The 20,882-nt window shown below is 39.8% G+C and carries 19 protein-coding genes; 14 read left to right on the forward strand and 5 right to left on the reverse strand.

The genetic code is table 11. The features are described 5' to 3' along the window. Positions 1 to 246: 246 nt before the first annotated feature. Together J4526_05735 and J4526_05740 are read left to right on the forward strand one after the other, a co-directional pair. Complete coding sequence (locus J4526_05735) at positions 247 to 1,476, forward strand: PLP-dependent aminotransferase family protein (GenBank protein WFO74585.1); 1,230 nt, start codon at positions 247 to 249, stop codon at positions 1,474 to 1,476. 92 nt (positions 1,477 to 1,568) lie between these two features. Beyond that, complete coding sequence (locus tag J4526_05740; protein WFO74586.1) at positions 1,569 to 2,222, forward strand: hypothetical protein; 654 nt, start codon at positions 1,569 to 1,571, stop codon at positions 2,220 to 2,222. Here J4526_05740 and J4526_05745 read toward each other — a convergent pair. Beyond that, a complete protein-coding gene (locus tag J4526_05745; protein ID WFO74587.1) occupies positions 2,203 to 3,474 on the reverse strand; it encodes a hypothetical protein in 1,272 nt (423 codons plus the stop codon). The two genes, J4526_05740 and J4526_05745, sit on opposite strands and share 20 nt — an antisense overlap. Positions 3,475 to 3,887: 413 nt before the next feature. Here J4526_05745 and J4526_05750 point away from each other — a divergent pair, with 413 nt between their 5' ends. From J4526_05750 to J4526_05770, 5 genes are all read left to right on the forward strand, one after another. Further along, positions 3,888 to 4,550, forward strand: coding sequence for a YhfC family intramembrane metalloprotease (locus J4526_05750; GenBank protein ID WFO74588.1), 663 nt, complete (start codon positions 3,888 to 3,890; stop codon positions 4,548 to 4,550). Positions 4,551 to 4,671: 121 nt separating this feature from the next. Then, positions 4,672 to 7,773 carry a hypothetical protein gene (locus J4526_05755; protein WFO74589.1) on the forward strand — a complete coding sequence of 1,034 codons (3,102 nt, stop codon included), beginning with the start codon at positions 4,672 to 4,674 and terminating at the stop codon, positions 7,771 to 7,773. Between the two features lie 24 nt (positions 7,774 to 7,797). Next, the gene (locus J4526_05760) at positions 7,798 to 8,742 is read left to right on the forward strand and encodes an ABC transporter ATP-binding protein (GenBank protein WFO74590.1); all 945 of its coding nucleotides are present in this window, start codon (positions 7,798 to 7,800) and stop codon (positions 8,740 to 8,742) included. A gap of 169 nt (positions 8,743 to 8,911) precedes the next feature. Next, positions 8,912 to 10,291 carry a rhomboid family intramembrane serine protease gene (locus J4526_05765; GenBank protein WFO74591.1) on the forward strand — a complete coding sequence of 460 codons (1,380 nt, stop codon included), beginning with the start codon at positions 8,912 to 8,914 and terminating at the stop codon, positions 10,289 to 10,291. 84 nt (positions 10,292 to 10,375) lie between these two features. Next, the gene (locus J4526_05770; GenBank protein WFO74592.1) at positions 10,376 to 11,599 is read left to right on the forward strand and encodes a hypothetical protein; all 1,224 of its coding nucleotides are present in this window, start codon (positions 10,376 to 10,378) and stop codon (positions 11,597 to 11,599) included. 7 nt (positions 11,600 to 11,606) lie between these two features. Here J4526_05770 and J4526_05775 read toward each other — a convergent pair whose 3' ends face one another. After that, complete coding sequence (locus J4526_05775) at positions 11,607 to 12,212, reverse strand: hypothetical protein (GenBank protein WFO74593.1); 606 nt, start codon at positions 12,210 to 12,212, stop codon at positions 11,607 to 11,609. Between the two features lie 22 nt (positions 12,213 to 12,234). Then, positions 12,235 to 12,594, reverse strand: coding sequence for a hypothetical protein (locus J4526_05780; GenBank protein WFO74594.1), 360 nt, complete (start codon positions 12,592 to 12,594; stop codon positions 12,235 to 12,237). Positions 12,595 to 12,729: 135 nt separating this feature from the next. Between J4526_05780 and J4526_05785 the strand changes: the two genes are divergently transcribed. Then, positions 12,730 to 13,173 (forward strand): hypothetical protein, encoded by a 444-nt coding sequence (locus tag J4526_05785; GenBank protein WFO74595.1) that lies wholly within the window; start codon positions 12,730 to 12,732, stop codon positions 13,171 to 13,173. Positions 13,174 to 13,238: 65 nt separating this feature from the next. On the opposite strand, the gene J4526_05790 is transcribed toward J4526_05785, so the two are convergent. Beyond that, positions 13,239 to 14,015: a sulfite exporter TauE/SafE family protein gene (locus tag J4526_05790; protein WFO76350.1), complete on the reverse strand. Its 777-nt coding sequence runs from the start codon at positions 14,013 to 14,015 to the stop codon at positions 13,239 to 13,241. A gap of 316 nt (positions 14,016 to 14,331) precedes the next feature. On the opposite strand from J4526_05790, the gene J4526_05795 reads away from it, so the two are divergent. From J4526_05795 to J4526_05805, 3 genes are all read left to right on the forward strand, one after another. Further along, the gene (locus J4526_05795; GenBank protein ID WFO74596.1) at positions 14,332 to 15,477 is read left to right on the forward strand and encodes a glycosyltransferase; all 1,146 of its coding nucleotides are present in this window, start codon (positions 14,332 to 14,334) and stop codon (positions 15,475 to 15,477) included. Between the two features lie 101 nt (positions 15,478 to 15,578). Further along, entirely contained in the window at positions 15,579 to 15,830 is a 252-nt protein-coding gene (locus tag J4526_05800) for a DUF433 domain-containing protein (GenBank protein WFO74597.1), read from the forward strand. Beyond that, entirely contained in the window at positions 15,808 to 16,173 is a 366-nt protein-coding gene (locus J4526_05805) for a DUF5615 family PIN-like protein (GenBank protein WFO74598.1), read from the forward strand. The genes J4526_05800 and J4526_05805 overlap by 23 nt, the downstream gene beginning before the upstream one ends. Positions 16,174 to 16,387: 214 nt before the next feature. Here J4526_05805 and J4526_05810 read toward each other — a convergent pair whose 3' ends face one another. Next, positions 16,388 to 16,717, reverse strand: coding sequence for a DUF134 domain-containing protein (locus tag J4526_05810; GenBank protein ID WFO76351.1), 330 nt, complete (start codon positions 16,715 to 16,717; stop codon positions 16,388 to 16,390). Between the two features lie 197 nt (positions 16,718 to 16,914). Here J4526_05810 and cytX point away from each other — a divergent pair, with 197 nt between their 5' ends. From cytX to J4526_05825, 3 genes are read left to right on the forward strand one after another with little or no spacing between them, the layout of a single operon-like run. Further along, positions 16,915 to 18,237 (forward strand): putative hydroxymethylpyrimidine transporter CytX, encoded by a 1,323-nt coding sequence (gene cytX / locus J4526_05815; GenBank protein WFO76352.1) that lies wholly within the window; start codon positions 16,915 to 16,917, stop codon positions 18,235 to 18,237. A 2-nt stretch (positions 18,238 to 18,239) separates the two neighbouring features. After that, positions 18,240 to 19,322, forward strand: a complete 1,083-nt coding sequence (locus J4526_05820) for an AIR synthase family protein (protein ID WFO76353.1) — start codon at positions 18,240 to 18,242, stop codon at positions 19,320 to 19,322. Next, on the forward strand, positions 19,319 to 20,698 hold the full coding sequence (locus J4526_05825) for a bifunctional hydroxymethylpyrimidine kinase/phosphomethylpyrimidine kinase (protein WFO74599.1): 1,380 nt from the start codon (positions 19,319 to 19,321) through the stop codon (positions 20,696 to 20,698). The genes J4526_05820 and J4526_05825 overlap by 4 nt, the downstream gene beginning before the upstream one ends. The last annotated feature ends 184 nt before the right edge of the window (positions 20,699 to 20,882 follow it).

A 20,882-nucleotide genomic window follows, 5' to 3' on the forward strand; every position in this document is an offset into this window, starting at 1 on the left:
TAAAAGAACTAATTTTAGCTATTCTATCTTCATTGTATAGTCACCTTATCAGTAATTAGACAAAAGTGATCAATATTAATAATTAATAATGATTCAATTATTACGTTAATCAGCACCGATTGTCTTCTTCACCTTGTCCGCATAGGACGCCTTCATCATCGTGTTCTACTATCTATTAGCATTATTTTAATACTTGCTTGCATTATAGTGTATATGTGTAGTCTAAATCCTGTTTACTAGGGTGCTATGGAGTTGGCTCGCCCTGATTTCTATAAATTCTTTGCTAGCCGTGTAAACTATATGAATCCCTCACCGATCAGAGAAGCCGTGTCGAAGATAGCGATTAAGTCACGTACCACACAGGTTATCTCTTTTGCTGCAGGTGAGCCTGATCCAGACGTGTTGCCTAGGGATCTCTATGCTAAGTTGTCGAGCGAGATCTTCTTAAAGGTCAGAAAGATCGTTAATTATTCTCCTAGTGAAGGTATTATCGAGCTTCGTGAAGAAATAGCGAAGTTCATGAAGGAGTATGAGAGTGTTGACACGAGTATGGATAGAATAGTAGTGACTATTGGTGGTAGCCAGGCTCTCGATATTGTTGCACGTATAATGCTTGAGCCCGGAGACATTGTGGTTACCGAGAACCCGAGCTACGTTAACACCTTGTTGTGTTGGAGCCACTATGGTGTTAAGATAGTTGGTGTACCTATGGACGACAACGGTATGATCACTGAGAAACTAGAGGAGACACTGAAGAAGCTCAAGGAGACTGGTAGGAAAGTAAAACTCGTCTACACTATACCCACAGGACAAAACCCCAGCGGCATAACGATGAGTATGGATAGAAGAAAGCATCTCCTCGAAATAGCCTCTAAATACGATGTACTAGTTGTAGAGGATACTGCTTACAACCACTTGGTATACGAGCCTATTGATGTGAAGCCTTTGCGTTCACTAGACAAAGAAGATCGTGTAATATATGCTGGTAGCTTCAGTAAAGTACTTGGGACAGGCTTGAGAATAGGCTGGCTTGAAGCACCGCAAGAGATCATAGAGAAAATAAGGTACTCCAAGCAGCCAATGGACATGTGTGCTCCTGTGCCAAGCCAGTACCTTGTGACAGAGGTACTGAAGAGAGGATTGTTCCCTGAGATCAAGAAGAAAGCAATCGAGGCCTACAAGAAGAAGAGAGACATCATGCTAGAAATGCTCGACAAGTATCTCCCGGGACTCAAGCACACGAAACCAGTGGCAGGAATGTTTATACTACTATGGCTGCCCGAGAAACTGGATGCATGGGAGTTTGCTGATAAACTACTAGACAAGTACAATGTGGCAGTAATACCGGCAACACCATTCTTCACCGATGGAAGCGGCAAGAATGTTATAAGAATGAACTTCTCAATGGCAAACCCAGAGCTAATAGAAGAAGGAGTATCGAGAATAGCCAAGTTGGTAAAAGAATTAACTCAATAACACTAGTTCTAGGCTAATGAATACTATTTTCTAAAACCCTGTTTTTACACAACCTATACTCTGGTACAAAAGCATCTACATGATGGTGTCTTATGTCTAGTAGAATAGATCCCGAGAAGAAGCTTAAGGCGGCTGGTATAGGGAGATTCCAGGTAATGGCGTTATTGCAAGCAGCGAGACATTATGTTCTCTATGGTGACAAAGAGAAAGCGAAGAGCTTTGGCCTCAATAGAGCGATATTCTATGCGTGGGCCAAGCACTATGGGCCCCATAAAATGCCTTATAGGAACATAAGACTAGAAGAGATCGAGAAACTCTACAGGAAACAACTAGTGAAAGGAAAAGAGAAGACGAAGTGTCCTGAGGGGTTTATTGAAGTAGCTGGTGAATGCGTCCAAGTAGGTCCACGGGGCTATTACATGATAGGAGACCAGGAGCAAGAGCCAATAGATTATGACCGACAGGTAACATCAAAACTAAGAATATTCTTCGATCCAGACAAGGTATGGGAGACAGCTGTTGAGTACGTGAAACAGTTCCCTAGGAAAATACTGGAAGACCCCCAAAAATTCTACAAGCTAGTATACGAGCCTGTTAGAGACACCTTCTTCAAACAAATACTCCTTGGAGAAAAACCAAAACCAAAGAAAGAACTCATAGAAAAACTAACCTCACTTGAGAAAATGGTTGAGAAAACAAAAACAAAACAAAAAAGCCTACTAGACTTCAGCCACAAGAATCAATAAAACAGGCTAACCCTTTATCAAGTGGTAATGGTACATAATCGCTTATACCATAGTCCAAGAGCATACGTGTATAATAAGCAAAATCGGTATAATTAGCAACATATAATCCATGCTCCCGCGCATACCTTATAACAACATCACGCCAGAAATCCCTACACAAATTCAACGCATACTCTGAAACAGCTTCTCCGCAAACATGCCACTTATCACCACGAATATAAACACCATATAAACCAATAGGTATACGGTGAACACTACCATTAATAGTAATAGTAACATTCAAAAGCTTCTCAACACCATCATCAACAACAACCCTATAAGAGTTATACCAATAGTGGTTAGACCTAAGCTTTCCACAATGTTCTTTACAGAAATAATGAATACGCTTACTAGGATGATCAGCAAGATAGGGATAAAGATAAGAATAGAACTTCTTAAAATCATTTTCAGAAACAGTAAATAAAGCAAATCCCAGACCTCTGTTAATACAAAACCAAAAACAAGGCAAACCAGTAACCTTATTTAACCCCACAACATACTCTCCCATTCCATTTGCAGTCCAAAGCGGGTGTAAAAGAAAATGAATAATAAGCGGCTCAGTTGCTCCATGAATAATACTGCGTCCCGGGTAAAAATCAATAGCCGAAGCAATAAATATTCTCGTCTTATCAATATAGAACATAGATACCATAAATGATTGATAACATCCTTCTATAGTGTACTCATCAATAATAGGTAAACTAAGGAATAGAATAAGTCTATCCGAGGAATTGTCATAGTATGCGTCAATAAACGTCCTATTATTGATAAACTCTATTGCTTCAGGAGTGTTACGGTAAAAATGCAGTATCTTCGGGGCAATTACTTCATAAGTATATATAATCAAGTCAATAACTCTGGATATAGAAGCTAAAGTATTGTTAGAAATATATGAACGTACATTCATATAAGTATTAACACTTAAGTTTTTTACATAGATGTTTAAAACTGAATAACTGTATACTACTTCTATTGCATATGTTGTTAAGTTCTTTGACTCCCAGTAGTTTTTATAGTGAAGAAGTATGCTTTTAATAATAGTCCAGTTATTGGTTCTACCATTGATGTTTCTTATATCAACTATAGGGGTTTCCGTGAATGTGTTCTTAGTAACATCTGTTTGTTCATTTATGTAGCTGTTTATTACATAGTATAGTGATACTGATAAAACTATTATACCGATCAGTATTAAAGAGAAATATTTCTTTCGCATTAATTCATATCCTCTCTATTTAACTAGTTACTATTGATATTCTCGAATTTTGAATTTAAAACTGTTTTGATGTATACAACTATTTTTGATACCATATATGGATGAGCGATATCGGCAGTCTAGATTATAATGTTTTGAATATTGAACATAATATGCTAGACCTTTTGATGTAGATAATAAGTAAACTTCTAGCGTTGGTACTGGTTTAGATTATGTACAGACAGCCGAGACGTCTATATAAAATACTGGAAATGTAGTTAACAGTTTTATGTCTTGGGAAGTACATAATATAGAAACACTTTTGATTGACTTCCTGTAGATATATTATCTCTTGTTTCGATATCTTGTTATCGAAGTAATATCGAAATAATTAAATTCTTATAAAATTAATGACTACATGGTGAGTGTTCTTAGTGTCGCTTGAGGTACCTGGTGTAGTCGCTTCATTGGTTATTGCTGTTGTTCCTGGGTTTGTTGTGTTGTGTTGGATGGCTGGACGTAATGGTTTTAAGTGGCTTGCTGCTTTGGTTGGTGGTTTTGGCTGGTTTCTTGCACTACTTCTTCGTTATCCAGTGTTTATTCCTATGGTTATCTATATGGGTGCTACCAGTGTTGTCGGATATATTCAGGCTGGGTTGGCTGGTGTTTTCGAGGAGCCTGTCCGGTATTTTGTTATCAAGTATTTTTATCGTGAAACCGGGGAGAAGAGGATTGTTTATTGTATTGGTCTTGGATGGGGTCTTATGGAGGCTCTTGTTCTCTATGTTCTTAACGTCCTTGTGGCTTACATGATGGGTACTAGTCTTATTCTAGAGAATCTCGTTGCGGGTGCTATTGAGAGGAATATAGCGTTGCTATTCCACGTCTCGGCAGCAATGATCATATTTGTGGGTATCAAGAGTGGTGATGTCATCAAATATTTGTTGCTAGCAATAATATTACATGGATTATTGAATATAGCAGCTGTTTACTTACTTTATGTTATCGCTAATCCTCTACTAATAGAGGCTGTATTAGGGCTTATTGTCGTGACCGTTTACATGTTGGCCTACTTCTTGATGCATAGAATGGATTAATTCAAAACACGGTTATACTAGGTGATTACTTTTATGTACAAATAGTATGATTTATATAGTAGAGAACACAATGTTTTCGGGAGAGACATTGATGACGTCTTGGTGACGAGGGAGAACCTCATTGACATCTTTATCTAGAGTGTTCATTGGAAACAAATTCATGGCTATAGTGTTTGCAGTAGGTCTCGCTGTATCAATATTATTTACATCGACAATAACGCTTTCAACAATATACTTGGAGGAGAGTATTGAACGTGCACTAGGTACTCTAGATAGGCATATGGTTCTCAGCTTTATTAGCGGTAAAAACGAGACACCAATGGACATGCTTTCTAATGTAAAGAAGATACTGGAAAACACTGATGAAATAGAGGATATAGGATGCCTTATTTATGCGGCAAAATATCAGTTGAAAGATGAGATCAATGTATCTATATCAACTTATAATGCTAGTCTCACGTTACCAAAAGATACAATGTTTATAATAATTACAATAGATAAAAGCCCTATAACACTACAGCCAGTACTATACGTGTCTACAAGGATTATTGAATATAATATGAATATGAATAAGAACTTCACGGTAAGTCCCAATGCGCTAGAAGAGTCTGTTGTTTATGGTGAACTATTCAATAAAACTATTCAAGTTACACTGTATAAAGAATTCTATAGATCGCCTTTTGCCGAGTTATGGCGTGACTACACATCTTATATCGATCCTGATGGTCTCTTCCAAGCGCCATATACTAGTGAGTACTATGTTGTACTCCTTACACCTATAAATGACCTAGAAAGCATCTGGAATGATATTAATAGTCACGTTGAAATAATAACTGGGCTATATTTTGGCGGCTATTGGATTGAAGAAAGATTCTATAACATAGGACTGGAACCAAGAGAAGCTGATGAACTCATATCAGCTTATAGGTATGCAAAAGACAATGGTTACGCGGTTGTGTTTGTTGGCTATAGGTATGAGTTGAAGAAGGTTGTTTTTGGCTACAGTATTGATGCTTCTATAAGAAAGATTGGTGAAACAATATACAATATTGGCATGGATGCTATCGGCCATGGTTATGCCATATTGATTATGAATTATGAATTAGTTTCTGCGCTTCAGCAAGCAAGGTTTCAGGAAATGTTTATGAGGTTCTCGACAATAATCGGGATGTTACCAAGCTTTATAGTAGTATGGATTATTGCATCAAGACTGCCGCCAGTAGTGATATCTGTTATGAGGAAAATAATTGCCTTGATAAGAATACGTGGTGTAAGCATAGGCTCGTTGAAGAGAGCTTTTGCGGTATCTGTTGTTGTATGGAGTATAGTTGGCTTGGCTATAGGTATTGTGGTTGGCCCTATATATGCACTAGTACTGAAGAAGATAAGTTTAATGGAAGCACCAAGGTATATAGAGTGCGTCATTCAAGATATCTATACTCTGATAGGTCTTGGAGTAATCGCGATAATAGCTATAGTGTTGTCTATTAGGAAAAGCTTTTCAGTGTTATCAAGAGTTGCACCAAGAGAATTCACTAGACCTACAATACTAGCGGAACTTCCCATGATCGAGAAGGGTATGGGTACTGGCAGCTGGATCATACTTGTTCTAGGTATATATTATGTTGTAAAGACTGCGATAGGTTTCTCGCCAATGCTATATATGATGACTCACCATCCGGAATCACCAGTACTAGTAATACTCTTAATAATACTAGCTATACTTGACCCCATAGTATCGTTCCTCGGACCAATATTCTTCATTTATGGCGTGGCGAAGCTTCTCGTAGCATATCCCGGTAAGATGACGAAAATAGTTAATGCAATAGTAGCACCGTTTGTAGGAGAACTAAAGAACCTAGTATCAAGGCTTCTTGAAGTAAAGCCTGCACGTATAACAGTTGCTATAATGATGATAGGTTTTGCTGTCGGTGTGCTTATGCAAGGAATAATAGGAGCATATTCTACAGAGCAAACAATGAATACGATAAGAGATGTCGCTTATGGTACAGACTATTATATCTACAAGGGCTTTAATACAACGTACTTCCTAGAACACAAAGACAGCATTGTTGAGAACGCTACTAAATTTGTTGAGGGAGAATACTCGTTAATATACATCGTTGGCGTGAGAGTAGGCGATCTCTACGTTGGAGACCAGAAGATCAACTACATTATATTCATAGACAAGAATAGTTTCACAAAAATATTTAGAACCCCGAATGTACTAGGAGTTGATGCTAATGCTATTGATCTACTGAGTTCTCTTGACAGTGGTAAAGCGATCTTTATTGTTGGTACTCAAGGAAAGAGCATTGAGGATAGTAACTACAAGATAGTATATAAGAAATCAGTTTGGGATGTAGGCGAAGAAATATGCAGTATTAAAATCATTGGTAACATGTACAACCTCCCCGGATCACTAGTGTTCAACAGTTTGTCTGCAGCTGCAAAATGGGGGTATGCAATGGTTAGTGAAACAAAATTCGGGATAATGCCTGGAGCATACATACCAACGCCCACAATTGAGCCATTCCTTGTCATGAGTATTAATGATGTAGATAAAGTAGTTAATAAAATCAATTCTACGGTAAGAGAAGAAACTGTTTATGCTGAAGGAGCAAAAGAAAAAATGCCCTGGGCCGCAGGAGTCGCAGTAATTGTTGCAACAAACCATATTGATGATGAAGAGAAGATAAAGAATGCTGGATGGAGAATTTATGATGCTACAGCTAGGAAGAAAGGTGTAGAGAACGCCAAGGAGTTCTTCATGCTTGGAGTCAGGCAAAGTGTTTCCGCGGGATTAGCGTTGTACACAACAAGCTTGATAGCTATAGCTATATTAGCTTACTCGAGTATCTATGAGAACCTCTATGCTTTCACATTACTTAGGGCTAGAGGTGTTAAATCAAGTAGAGTAATGAAAATGGCTCTAGCCGAAGGGCTTACTATATCAATGCTTGGTGTAATACCAGGTATTATACTAGGTGTAGTCCTAGGCTACAACGCCGTTAGATCATTCCTATACTTATCGGCGCTCCCAGAACTACAGAACATAAACAAGATGTATGGAATAGGCTTCCTCGTAGAACCTACTCTAGAGATACTGTTGCCGACAATAGGTATTCCCTTGTTCATAATAGTTCTCTCTCTGGTGATCTCTTATGTAACTTACAAGAAGGTTTTGAGGGAGGCCCTTGTTGTACTCGGAAGTCACATATAATAGTTCCCCTCCTGGGTGGTATGTATGGTAAAAACTCCTCGTGAAATACCTGTTGAAGGCTTTGCCACCAAGGGAGTAGACGTTGAGATCAAGGAACTAGTCAAAGTATACAAGATGGGTAGGGGTATTGAGGTACAGGCTCTACGTGGGCTGTCAATGAGTGTGAAGGCAGGTGAGGCAGTCACTATAATGGGTCCGAGCGGCTCTGGTAAAACAACGTTGCTCAACATTATTGGTGGAGTTGATGTACCGACGGCTGGGAGCGTAATAGTTGGAGGCATAAGAGTTCATGAGCTTGGTGAAAGCGAGCTTGAGAAATACAGGCTTAGTATGGTGGGATACGTATTCCAGGCATTTAACCTCATTCCTGTTCTCACAAGCCTAGAGAATGTTGAACTTCCAATGATAGCGCTTGGTATACCTAGGGAGAAAAGGGTAAAGAGGGCACGTTGGCTTCTTGAACTAGTTGGTCTAGGCCATAGATTACATCACAAGCCAACAGAACTCAGTGGTGGAGAACAACAACGTGTTGCTATAGCTGTTGCGCTAGCCAACGATCCACCACTTATTCTAGCTGACGAGCCAACAGCTGAGCTTGATACAGAGAATGCAATGAAGATCATAGATTTGCTAACAAAGCTGTCTAAAGAGTACGGTAAAACAGTCATAGTATCAACTCATGACCCAAGAATAGCTCTGAGGACAAACAGGATTCTCAGGATAGAAGACGGCGTCATAAAGAGCGAGCATACACCAATAGAGCTTGAGAGAGAGCCACATCTAGTAAAATTGACTGATCTCGCAGAGATCATTAAGACACGTATAGCTAAACTTGAACAGCAAATGGACGAACTTGTAGCTAAGTTTGCAAGAAAGGAAATAAGTAGAGACGAGTTTGATAAAGAGTATAATAGGTTGAAAATATTAATAGAAGGCTATAAAGAACTTCTAGCGAGTATAGGCCATTAGATTATAAGATCATATATTTTTGTTCTAATTGGAACAGTTTTTTCCTTGTTCTTGTTTTTCGGTAAATCACGAAGCAGATAATATGCGATAAAGTTTATGTTATACCATAGTATTTATTTAGTAACGAGAGCCATTTGGATCACAGTTTTGACTGTGGGGCTGGTATGTAGTGGGTGTAATACCTATTGGAGGTTCTGGTTACGATTATGGTGGTAGACCTAAGGTTACATATGCTATAATACTAATTAATGTTGCTGTATACTTGTTGACTAGCTACGAGAACTCGTTTATACAGACAAGTGAGTACTGGATTGAGAAGGCGGCTTTGATGCCTGTTTTGCTTCTCGAGTATGGGCAATGGTATAGAATTATAACGAGTATGTTCCTCCATGCCGACATATTCCATATATTCTTCAACATGTATTTCCTATACATATTTGGTAAAGAAGTCGAGAAAGTACTTGGCTCCGGGAAATACTTTATACTATATTTCGCTTCAGGTCTAGCAGCAATAGCTTTCCACACGGCTTTCACACCGATAACGGGTATCTACACTGTATTTATACCAGCTCTTGGTGCATCGGGTGCTATAAGTGGAGTTCTTGGAGCATATCTACTGTTATTCCCCAATAGGAGAATGAGTGTGTGCTGGTTTCTATGGATAATACCATGGTGTTTTACAACGACAGCAGCGACATTCCTGATTTTCTGGTTTGCAATGCAAGTTCTCTACGGTTACGCCCGTCTTGGAAGTGTAGCTTTCTTCGCCCATGCAGGAGGTTTCGTCATGGGATTGGCTGCTCTTCTTGCACTGAAACCACGTAAAGAAGTCCTTATGAGACCCATATACTTCTATCCATGGACGAGCTACATGACTATCTACCACTACTATGAAGACTATCCTGATGACTACTATGGTTTTGGTGGAGAACACTATATCATAAAACGCGGGCTAGGCGGTACATCAAAAACAATACTAGCAATACTCTTAGTAGCACTCATGGCTGGAGGATTCTACTCACTTCTTGCAAGCCAGGAAATGGAATCTGGCGTATACCTATACACTATAACAGCTGGGTATCCTGGTGGTGAAGAAAAAACTGATGTAGCGGTGTATACGCTGTCTCAAGGAGTGGTACTGTCTCCTGTTGAAGATGAGCCGAGGATTGTACTTAATAGACTTGATTGGGCTGGGCTCTTGACAGATGATCCAAATACGGTACTTGAAGACTACACTTTCGAGGGATACATTAGGACACCATTTAAGGGCATAAGAGTTAGTCTTGAGCTTACAGCAAATATGGAGTATGATGAATATGGTGTGCTTATTCATTCCAAGGGCGAGATGGTTACGGATGTACTCCAGATTGTTGGAACTAGAGTATTTATTGTAAAGAACCAGGTATTTACATTCACGATAGAAGCTATGGGGCCTGTAAAAGATATTGATGACAAACTAATAATACCAACAGTTGTCCCATCTATACTGATTTCATTGGCGGCACTCTATGCTGTATCCAAAAAAGATACCGAAATAGTAATTGAGTGATTAAAGGAGTTTTTGTATATAATCCATTTATATACAATGAAATACCATATCTTATAGTAGTTGAGAATAAGTGAGGTCAAGGTAATGGTTTCAAAAACAATACTTCTCCTAGCTATAATACCTGCTGTTATACTGGCAGCAGGTATCGGCGGGTACGTGTACTATGAGGGTACAAAGATCTCGGATGTTCTGCAGAATGTGGAGGTTATTGATGCTAGAATAGATTATATGGATCCTGTTGGAACGCCTGTTATGAAGAGGCTTGATTTATTGCTTGTAGTTGATGTGCGTAATAATGCTGATGAACCAGCTTATATTAAGGCGATTAAGATTAATGTCTATGTTGATGGAGTGTATGCTGGTTCTACCGAGGCAACAGATATAGATATTGCTGGCAAGGGAATCGAGACTGTCTCGACACTACTTCACGTTGAGAACAAGGAGGCCATTAGAGTGATCCTGGAAGCTCTAACAAATAACGAGACAATAAACGTTATTGTCAACGGAACCATAGTGACTCCCATTAAGCTACTTGATTTAGCGGAAGTCCATGAAACATACAGGGATTTCGGTGTTAGTTTTTCACAGAAGCTACCCTGGCCTCTTGATAAGGAGTATTTGAGTATAGTTGATATAGGTTTTGAGCCTCAGGAGACTATTGTTGATAGACCTGTAGATATTCATGTAGGCTTATTTAGTGTAGCTTCAAAAGAGGTTAAAGTGGATGTTTATATTAAGAAAGATCTTGTTTCACGACCTGATCAAGTAGTTTACGAGTATAGTACCACTATTCCATTGAAAGGATATGGCGTAATAGACTTCTCCTGGACGCCAACAGAAACAAGCAGTGATACATTAAGAGGATACTATCTTGAAGTATACATCAATGGAGAGAAATACTATACCATGCAGGATAGTTATCCACCTCGGCTAAAAGTATTGAGTAGAGCCAGTATAGTAAAGGTCGTTGATGCTTACTGGATTATAAATGGAGAACGTAACTACACAGCCAGGGTAGGCGATACCGTTGAAGGCGTAGTTGTTCTCCGTCCAACAGAGGAAATAACGGCAACAATAAAAATAGTTATCAAGAAGGATCTAGTTTTAAGGCCTGATCAAGTTGTGAAAGAGCAGAGCTACAGTATGACCTTGAAACCATATGAAAACGTCACGGTCTCTATAACATTTACGCCAACAGAAGCCTCTTCAACACTGTTTAAGGGATATTTCATAGAAGTCTATGTTGATGGAGAAAAAGTGTATTCAATGCCTCCAGAGTACCCACCGCGTTTAAGAGTAGAAGGCTAGCATTTATTCAATATATTTTTGTTCCGAAACCATTCTTTTTCACGGAATTATCATAGATTTCTTTGATTGTAAACAAGTATGCTGGATACGTTGATCTTTTCGTGGAGCGATGGAATATGTCATGTAGTGCATTAAGATATCTTGTATATGGGTCGTCGGGATCTTCATGTATTTTAACATCACACCGTACTTCATAGGATTCTATTGGCGGTGTATAGAAAAGCAATGTGGCTTTGCCTGTGGCTCTTATGTTTATCCAGCTATGTTTGAAGCCCATTTCGAGTCCTCCAAGCTTGGTGAAATCAATAACTTCTTCCCTATAAAATTCCTCTAAGAGTACTCGTGCAATATCCTTCATGTCACGGATATCTTCTTCATAAGCATAGTGTTCAGCTTTCTTGGCCAGGTTGTCAATGTATTCTTGTTTTGGTACAAATCCAACCATTTTAATGCTTCCACTAAGACCAGCTGGTCCATCAGTTATGACTGCAGGAGTTGTTCTAGTAAATTCTATCATCATACTTGGGCCGAGAGGCTCTCCTTTGCTCATCTTCTTCAGTACTTCAATGCGTTTATAGAAGATGTATTCAAGAAATTTTTTAGGTAATTGCAAATCGTTTTCACCACATAGCTGGTTATTTCTTGGCTTCGATCTTTAGTCCGGTTATAATTATGGCTATGCCTATGAGGATCATTATTAGTGCGCCGATGTAATGGTAAAGCTTCTCAGGGATCATGAGTATACCTAATATTTGCAACCCCCCTACAATAAATCCTAAACCGATTAATATTATCGTTACAGACGCTATGCTCCGCGGAATAATTATGGTGTATCTACGCTCTATCTTCTTAACAAGTGAAGCCACGATAAACCCTAACCCCATTCCTATAAGAGCACCTGCACCTGCTGCATCAAATATCATGCCAACCCCTATTCCTATGAACATTAGTGCTATGAAAAGCTCCCATGCCCACCCTTCATCTTCTTCAGCCATCGTAACACCTACAGTAGTGGTATTCTGTTAATATAAATAAACTTTGTTTCTTTTGTAGGCAAGCTTTTTAAACCAATCTAGACAAGGGGACATAATGAGGAAGACATGTAGGTTATGAGGGCTGGGAATAAAAATATGTTTCGTCGCCGCCGTGATCCAGAGAAAGTGATCTCGTCGATAATACATCGCGTTAAACTAGCTGAGATGAAGCTTAAGGTTGCAGACAATATTCGCAAAGAAAACAAGGGTAAGCCCCTAAACGAGCTAGTTATGGTGTCTGCTCTCTCGGGTGTACCTATTCTACCCGAATTCCTTGAACGTGTCTACATTAACGCTGCTATTAATGACTTTGACAGAGCCCGTCGTGAACTGGTTAAGTTTAGAAAAGACTATGTTGATAAAATGAAGTATAGTGTATCAATGGCTCTTATAAAAGAGAAAATCGATGAAGCAATAAACATTCTTAGTGAGCTTAAAGACAAAAATATTGCTAGTGCTGATGATGTAGAACAGTATGTTAAAAAATGTACTAACTCTCTTCAAGAAGCATTAAGCGTTATCGAGAAACATAAACAATAGCTACACTTAGACTAAAACCATATTTGACTACTTCTTTTTCCCTCACTAATAAAATTATAGATAGCCTAAAAGACTGTTGCAAGCATCCTAATACCAGCTATCAACAGTATTATTCCAACGATAAACCTCAAATGCTGTGGTTTTAGTGATAATGCTATTCTCGGCCCTATATTAGCGCCTATCATAGCGCCTATGGTGAATGGTAGAGCTATAGCGTAATTTATTTCGTTGTCTATCATGTGACGTATTGTCGCCACTATAGATGATGGAAATATTATGAATGTTGATGTAGCTATAGCGTAGTGTATTGGCATTCGTAGTACCGAAAGAAATAATGGCATGTTTACTACGCCGCCTCCAGTCCCAGTAAGGCCTGCTATAAGACCTGAGAAACACCCTGTTGCTACGACAATATACCATTTAGACTTTGTATCATAGTTCTTCGGCGGATTCAAGTCTTGTTGTATTTGCTGTTTTTTACTGAAATATTTCCTCTTAATATATGAGTACAATAGCCTTAGTCCATAATAGATTATGAAAACCGATACAATAAGTTTAAGCGTAGTCTTATCAAGAGCACTAGACAAATACGCCCCAATATACGAGAAGGGGATCATTCCAACCAATACCATCATGCTAATTCTAAATAGTACTTTCCGTGACCTAATGTAATTTATAGCGCCAATCAATGAGAGAAAAACTATAACAAATTTACTTGTACCAACAGCTTTACTTATGTCTAGTCCAAGGAAGTAGAAGAGAGGTACCATGAAAACCCCGCCGCCTATGCCAGCAATAGTCGATAATACCCCGATCACGAGACCTAGTGCTATAAAAACCATAATCTCCAACACATCATTACACCGTTTTCAGCTATTTCTCATAGGTAACTATACATCATAAAAGCTTTGAGTTGAAGTATTAAAGCATTATCTTCAAGGATATTGATATCAATACATTAGGTGTTTATGGTTAATATATTATTAAAGTCTATACGGTAATATAGTTACTAGAGGCGATGAGGTAGCCTACACCCGTGGGTAGGCCGTAGTCTTATGCGGCTCAGAGGCCGCGTACCGAGCCGTCTTCACTGTGATATCCTCCGCTAAGTATTTTGCCTAGATATTCTAATCTACTACCTTTGGAGTTGATATGTAAATGATTAGAATAAGTTTTGTTTCAACATATCCGCCTACACATTGTGGTGTAGCAGAGTACACACGTATGCTCGCAATGTCTTTGAAGTCTATTGCTCCGGATTCTATTATTCATGTTTTTGGAGATGTTAATTGTGGTGAGGAGCGTTTTGATGAGGAGGCAAGGGTTTGTGTCTATCCCGTCTTTGAGAAGCAATCTAAAAACTATAGTGTAGTCCTCGATTATTTATCCCGTATTAATGGCGTAGACGTGTTGCACATACAACACGAGTATGGTATTTACGGGGATTATAATGGTATTCTCGAAGCAGCTATAGAGGCTCGTAGAGAAGGTCTTGCCAAGAAAATAGTTTTCACAATGCATACAGTATATCATCCCTTGTCTAGAAGACAAGGTGCTCTTGTTTTCCAGAAAAACTTGAATAATGTTGATGCAGTAATCGTACATAGTTTTGTCCAAGAATTTGAGCTACAGTACCAGGGGGTAGACCCGATTATAATACACCGGATACCACATGGCACTCTCCTTAACCCCTATCTTGGCATGCCAAGACATAGACTGATGAGCGACCTTGGTATCCGTGAAGACAATATAAAGGGTTTGATTATAGTACTGCCCGGGTTTTTACGTAAAGATAAAGGTCTTGATATATTACTTGAATCACTAAGTCATGGAGACTGGCCTAGTAAGACAACCTTTATTGTAGCGGGCGAGGTAAGGGATCCTGAAGTTAAGGATCTCGTGGGGAAGATCTCTAGTAGGATCAATACGGTATTTCTTGAAAAGTATTTGACGAAAAACGAGATATTGAAACTCATAGCGCTTGCAGATACAGTCATACTTCCATATAGAGATAAACCTGGTGCTTATTCTGTTAGCGGCATACTTCACTTATCTATGGGTAGTTTGAAACCAATTATAGGCACTAGGGTTCCAAGACTTCTTGAGTTATACCAGTTTGTGCCAAGACTAACAGTGTCTACGAGAAACCCGCTTGGTCTTGCAAAGAAGATCAAGTGGCTTTACGAAAACTACGACTATGCTGTAGCATACATGACTAATCTATATGGATACGCTATTAGAACTCATTGGCTTAGAATGGCCCGCCGTCATTTAAGTCTATATTACAACATACTCGCGTCATAACGGTTTTTACACGAATATATTGGAAGACAGAATAGTTTTAAAAACCGTTTTTACACTATAGGGGTCTATGGTATAATAGGACTCTATGGTGCACGAAAACCTTGATAATAGAGGGGTTTAGGTATATAGAAGTCGATCCGAATAAATACTCGGGGAAACCCGTGATAAAGAATACGCGTGTAACAGTAGAAGCCTTGCTTGAAAGCCTTGGCTACGGCTGGAATGTCGAGGAGGTCTCAAGGGAATACAATGTCCCTGTTGAAGCTGTCCGTGAAGCAGTTCGTTTTGCTCTTGATCTCTTAAGAAAAGTTGTATTCATGGGTCTCGAAGATGTTTCAAGCTCCCCCGCCTAGAAAAATCCTGGCTAACGAGAATATACCCAAGTCACTTGTAAAAAAGCTCGAGGAAATAGGTATCGATATTGTGTGGCTTGGCGATAGCGAGGAGAGGGGTCTCAGCGACGCCCAAGTCATAACACGTGCCAACAAGGAGAACCGCATAATACTAACAAGAGACAAAGACTTCATGAGACGTGCATTAATAGAGAAGATAGCGACCGGAGTAATATTCCTAGCAGCTCCTATAACCAAGGACAATATACCAAAACTAGCTAGAACAATAGCGAAGCTATTAGCTGTAACAAAAAGCAAACTAGCAGTAATATATAATGATCACATAGAATTGTATAGTATCTAGAATTTAATGGCTCAAGATAATTAGCTCAGACTAGTCAGTAATGCGGGCAAAAGCATTTCTTCAAAACTTACCAACATGCATACTTATACATTAATGCTCCGGTACGTGTCAGAGTTTCTTTAAGAATGTTTTTGCGGCAATCCTTATATTTAGGGAGAAGAGGTTGTTCTAGTTTTTTACCAAAGCATTAATGTCAGTCTTGGTCAAGAACATGTTATTTTTCTTCTTTTACTGTTTCTATTTCTATTGGCTGGAGATTTACTAGCGCGCTGATTAGCTTCTTCCTCCCGCTTTCTAGTAGTCTCCATATAGTTCCTCTTGATACACCCATTCTCTGTGCTGCCTCCTCTTGGGTCATGTCCTCCAAGTATACGAGGCGCAGTGCTTCTAGTTCATCTGGCATGAGGGTTACTGGTGGTCCACGGCTTAGGTCGTTTCCTTGGTGATCTCTTGGTATAAACACTATTTTTGATGGTGGTATGAAGTCTATATACCTTGGCTTAGGCATTCTGCCTACTTGTCCCCGTCTATGGCGCCATCTCATGGGTACCATTGTCTTCAACCATTTATTGAAGACTGTTTTATCAAGTAAAAAACCTTATTGTAATGGCTTAATATCGTGGTAGCGAAGCTAGCGTGATTTAATTCATATAACCAGGTTATAAATAAACTAATGTATTATACTTGATCTATTTATAACTTGGTTATTTATATGCTTATTAATCGAATAGTTCATGACACATTTCACGGTGTAATGGGTTGAGCTACGGGTATGATATAAAGCCCATACCCTCTTCTCAAAGAAAATACGACTTTATAGATAATTTCGCAATATGGTTTGGTGCTGGAATAAGTATTGCTGAGTTCTGGGCTGGGGCAATACTTGTTGCATCACCTATATCTCTTGACTTAAAGCTAGCGTTGATAGCCATTATAGTCGGCCATATTATAGGCAACCTACTATTGTCGATGGTCGGTGTTATTGGTGTTGAAACTGGTTTACCGACCATGGTTATATCAAGGAAGCCTCTTGGTTTAAGGGGATCATATCTTGTATCAATACTTAATTACTTACAGTTGATTGGCTGGACTGCTGTAATGCTTATTGTAGGAGCTCTTGCGATGAATAATGTATCAATGAGTCTTGCGGGAATCAATCTATATGGTCTATGGGTTATCCTGCTGGGAATACTAGTGACTCTATGGAGCCTAATAGGCCCTGAGAAATGGAGGCTTCTCGAGAAAATAGCTGCTATACTACTTCTTGTATTATCGGTGTGGCTTGCCTATGTAGTACTAGAGAGTTATGCAGTCAGTGATTTATTGAGCGGGCCGTTAGTGCTTACACCAAGTTTCTGGCTGGGACTAGACCTCGTCATAGCTATGCCTGTTTCATGGGCGCCGTTAATAGCTGACTACACTAGGTTCTCTAGGAGAGTAAGCGATGGCTTCTGGGGTAGCTACATAGGATACTTTGTTTCAAGCTCTCTATTCTACTTCCTTGGAGCAGTTAGTAATATCGTGGCCGGCGAGATGGATCCAATAAGTATCATAGCGTTCTATGGGCTTGGAGTACCAGCAATGCTCATAATAGTATTCTCCACAGTCACGACGACATTTCTTGACGTATACAGTGCTGCTATTACATTCAAGAATATAAGACCTCAAGCTGATGCACGTAAACAAATAACGTTCGTCGGCATCCTAGGAACATTGATCGCACTGGTATTCCCCATACACGAGTACGAGTGGTTCCTAATACTTATAGGTGGTGCTTTCGTTAGCTTGACGGCTCTGATGATAACAGACTTCATTATTGACAAGAAGAGCTACGATCCCCAGAAGATACTTGATCCAGGTATTCTTGTTGACTGGGGCTCCATAATAGTATGGGCTATAGGTTTTACAGTATACATACTATTAGCAGCCCCCGGGCTAATACCAGGTCTATACATCCCATTCTTCAGCGAGCTAGGCGCTGTCGTAGGTAGTTCTATTCCAACGCTCATCATTGTATCAATAATCTATACATTATACCGCTTGTATAGGGGGCGAACACCATGACTATGGATAGACTTGTTATCGGAAAGGTTAGTAGAGAAGTTTTTAGAGATATAATCCTGCCTAATCTAGGCAAGAAAGATTCATCCATAATAGTTGGGCCAAGGTTCGGCGTAGACTTCAGCGTCATAGATCTTGGAGAAAAAGTGCTTATAGTCGAGGTTGACCCGGTTTTCGTTGTACCAGAGTATGGTTGGGATAGGAGTGCATGGTTTGCCGTACATATTCTCGCCAGCGATGTAGCTGTATCAGGTGTCCCACCAAGATACTTGTTCATAGATCTTAATTTACCACTTAATATGAGCGATGAGGAATTCAGAGAACTATGGATCAGGATCCATAGGGAATGCGAGAAACTAGGTATAGCCATTGCTGCCGGCCATACCGGTAGGTATGGTGGAGTTGATTACCCGATGATAGGTGGTGCTACAATGATTGGTGTGACTACTAGAGACAACTATGTCACACCAGAAATGGCTAGGCCCGGCGACCTGGTTATAATGACCAAGGGTCCAGCTGTGGAAACAGCTGGCATACTATCAACAATGTTCCCCGAGGTACTTGTAAAGACTTATGGCAGTGAGTTTGCTGAGAAAGCCAAGGAGATCTTTTGGCTTCAGTCTGTTGTAGACGATGCATTAACTATAGCTAAGGTTGGGCTTAGGACCGGTGTAACAGCAATGCATGATGCAACAGAATATGGTGTCTGGGGTGCACTACACGATATTGCTGAGGCCAGCGGGGTTGGTATACGTGTCTATGAGGACAAGTTGTTTATTAGAGATGATGTAGCAAAAGTCGTTAAAGCATTTAGCGAATTTACGGGGATACAAGTAGATCCTTATGCCGCTATTAGTGAGGGTACATTGATTGCCACTGTAAAACCGGATAAAGCCAGTCTAGCCATAGAGTTGTTGAAGGAAAAAGGCATTGACGCTGCTATTATTGGTGAAGTAACTAAGGATGAAAGAGTCGTTCTGGTTAAAAAGAATGGTGACGAGGAGGAAGTACCTGTTCCTAAACAGGATCCGTTCTGGCTACTTTTCTTCAAGACTCTTGATATACTTCGTAAAGGTGGGCAAGAGTGAAGAATAAGGCATGTATACCTAGGGCATTAACTATAGCTGGAAGCGATAGTGGCGGCGGAGCGGGTATACAAGCAGACCTGAAGACATTTGCTGCCCTAGGAGTACATGGGATGTCGGCTATAACGAGCATTACTGCACAGAATACACGTGAAGTCAGAGCTATACATGATATTCCTCCCGAGATCGTTGTTGCGCAGATCGAGGCCGTAGCTGACGATATAGGTGTTGACGCTGCCAAGACGGGTATGCTTAGCAACAAGGATATAATCAAGGCTGTGGCGAAAACAGTTGATAAATATGGGTTCCCGCTAGTCGTAGACCCTGTTATGATAGCCAAGTCTGGGGCGAAACTACTTAGAGACGATGCTATAGATGCATTGATAAAGGAACTTATTCCTCGAGCATGGGTTGTTACACCCAATAAAATGGAAGCCGAGGTAATAACAGGCGTCAAGATAGAGAGTCTAGAAGATGCACGTGAAGCAGCCAGGATTATTGTAGAAGAACATGGAGCTAGAGCAGCTGTTGTTAAAGGCGGTCATCTAAGTGGTGACTATTCCATCGATATACTATACTATAATGGCAGGTACTATGAGTACAAAGCCCCGAGGATAAACAAGAACACAACCCATGGAACGGGATGCTCGTTCTCAGCAGCAATAGCAGCTGGATTAGCCAAGGGCAGGAGTATACCGGAGGCAGTTGATGTAGCCAAGAAATTCATAACCATCGCGATCGATTATGGACTAGAGATCGGTGGAGGGCATGGGCCCGTTAACCCTGTTTCCTGGATGGCTATACCAGCAGAAAGATACCGTGTCCTAGAAGAACTAGAGAAAGCGATAGAACTACTAAAAGAGCATGGCAAGACAGTAAACAAGGTTATACCGGAGGTATTCATGAACATAGGAATGGCCCTACCAAAACCATACGCTAGGTCAATCCTAGACGTAGCAGCCATACCGGGCCGTATAGGAAAGTACAAGGATACAATCATTATCCCTGCCAAGCCAGAATTCGGCGTATCAAGACATATCGCTAGAGCAATCTTGACAATAATGGAGTTTGATCCAGAGACAAGATCGGCTGCAAACATAGCCTACAACAAGGACATTGAAGAAGCTGTAAACCAACTAGGTCTCTTGGCAAGTAGTTTTGATAGAAAAGAAGAGCCACCAGAAGTAAAGAAAGTCGAAGGAGCCACAACACCATGGGGTATAAAAACAGCTGTAGAAAAAATCGGTGGCAAAATACCTGATGTAGTCTATGACTATGGAGAACACGGCAAAGAACCTCTAACAATAGTATTCGGTAAAACGCCAACAGAAGTAGCTAAGAAGATCATTGATATATCCAGAATTGTGGCAAGAAAGTAATATTATTACGTAAAATAAATATTTTTTACACTAGTTCACGTATTGATATTATCGATTCAATTTAGTTCATGAATATAATGTATAGTAGCATTATTGTCGAGTCCTGGAAGCATATCTTTGATAGTAGCGAGTTTCTCTACTCTATGTTGACATATAGTTACCTTGTCTTGATCCTGTTTGTTTG

The organism is Desulfurococcaceae archaeon MEX13E-LK6-19 (assembly GCA_029637525.1).
Taxonomy (GTDB): domain Archaea; phylum Thermoproteota; class Thermoprotei_A; order Sulfolobales; family Desulfurococcaceae; genus MEX13ELK6-19.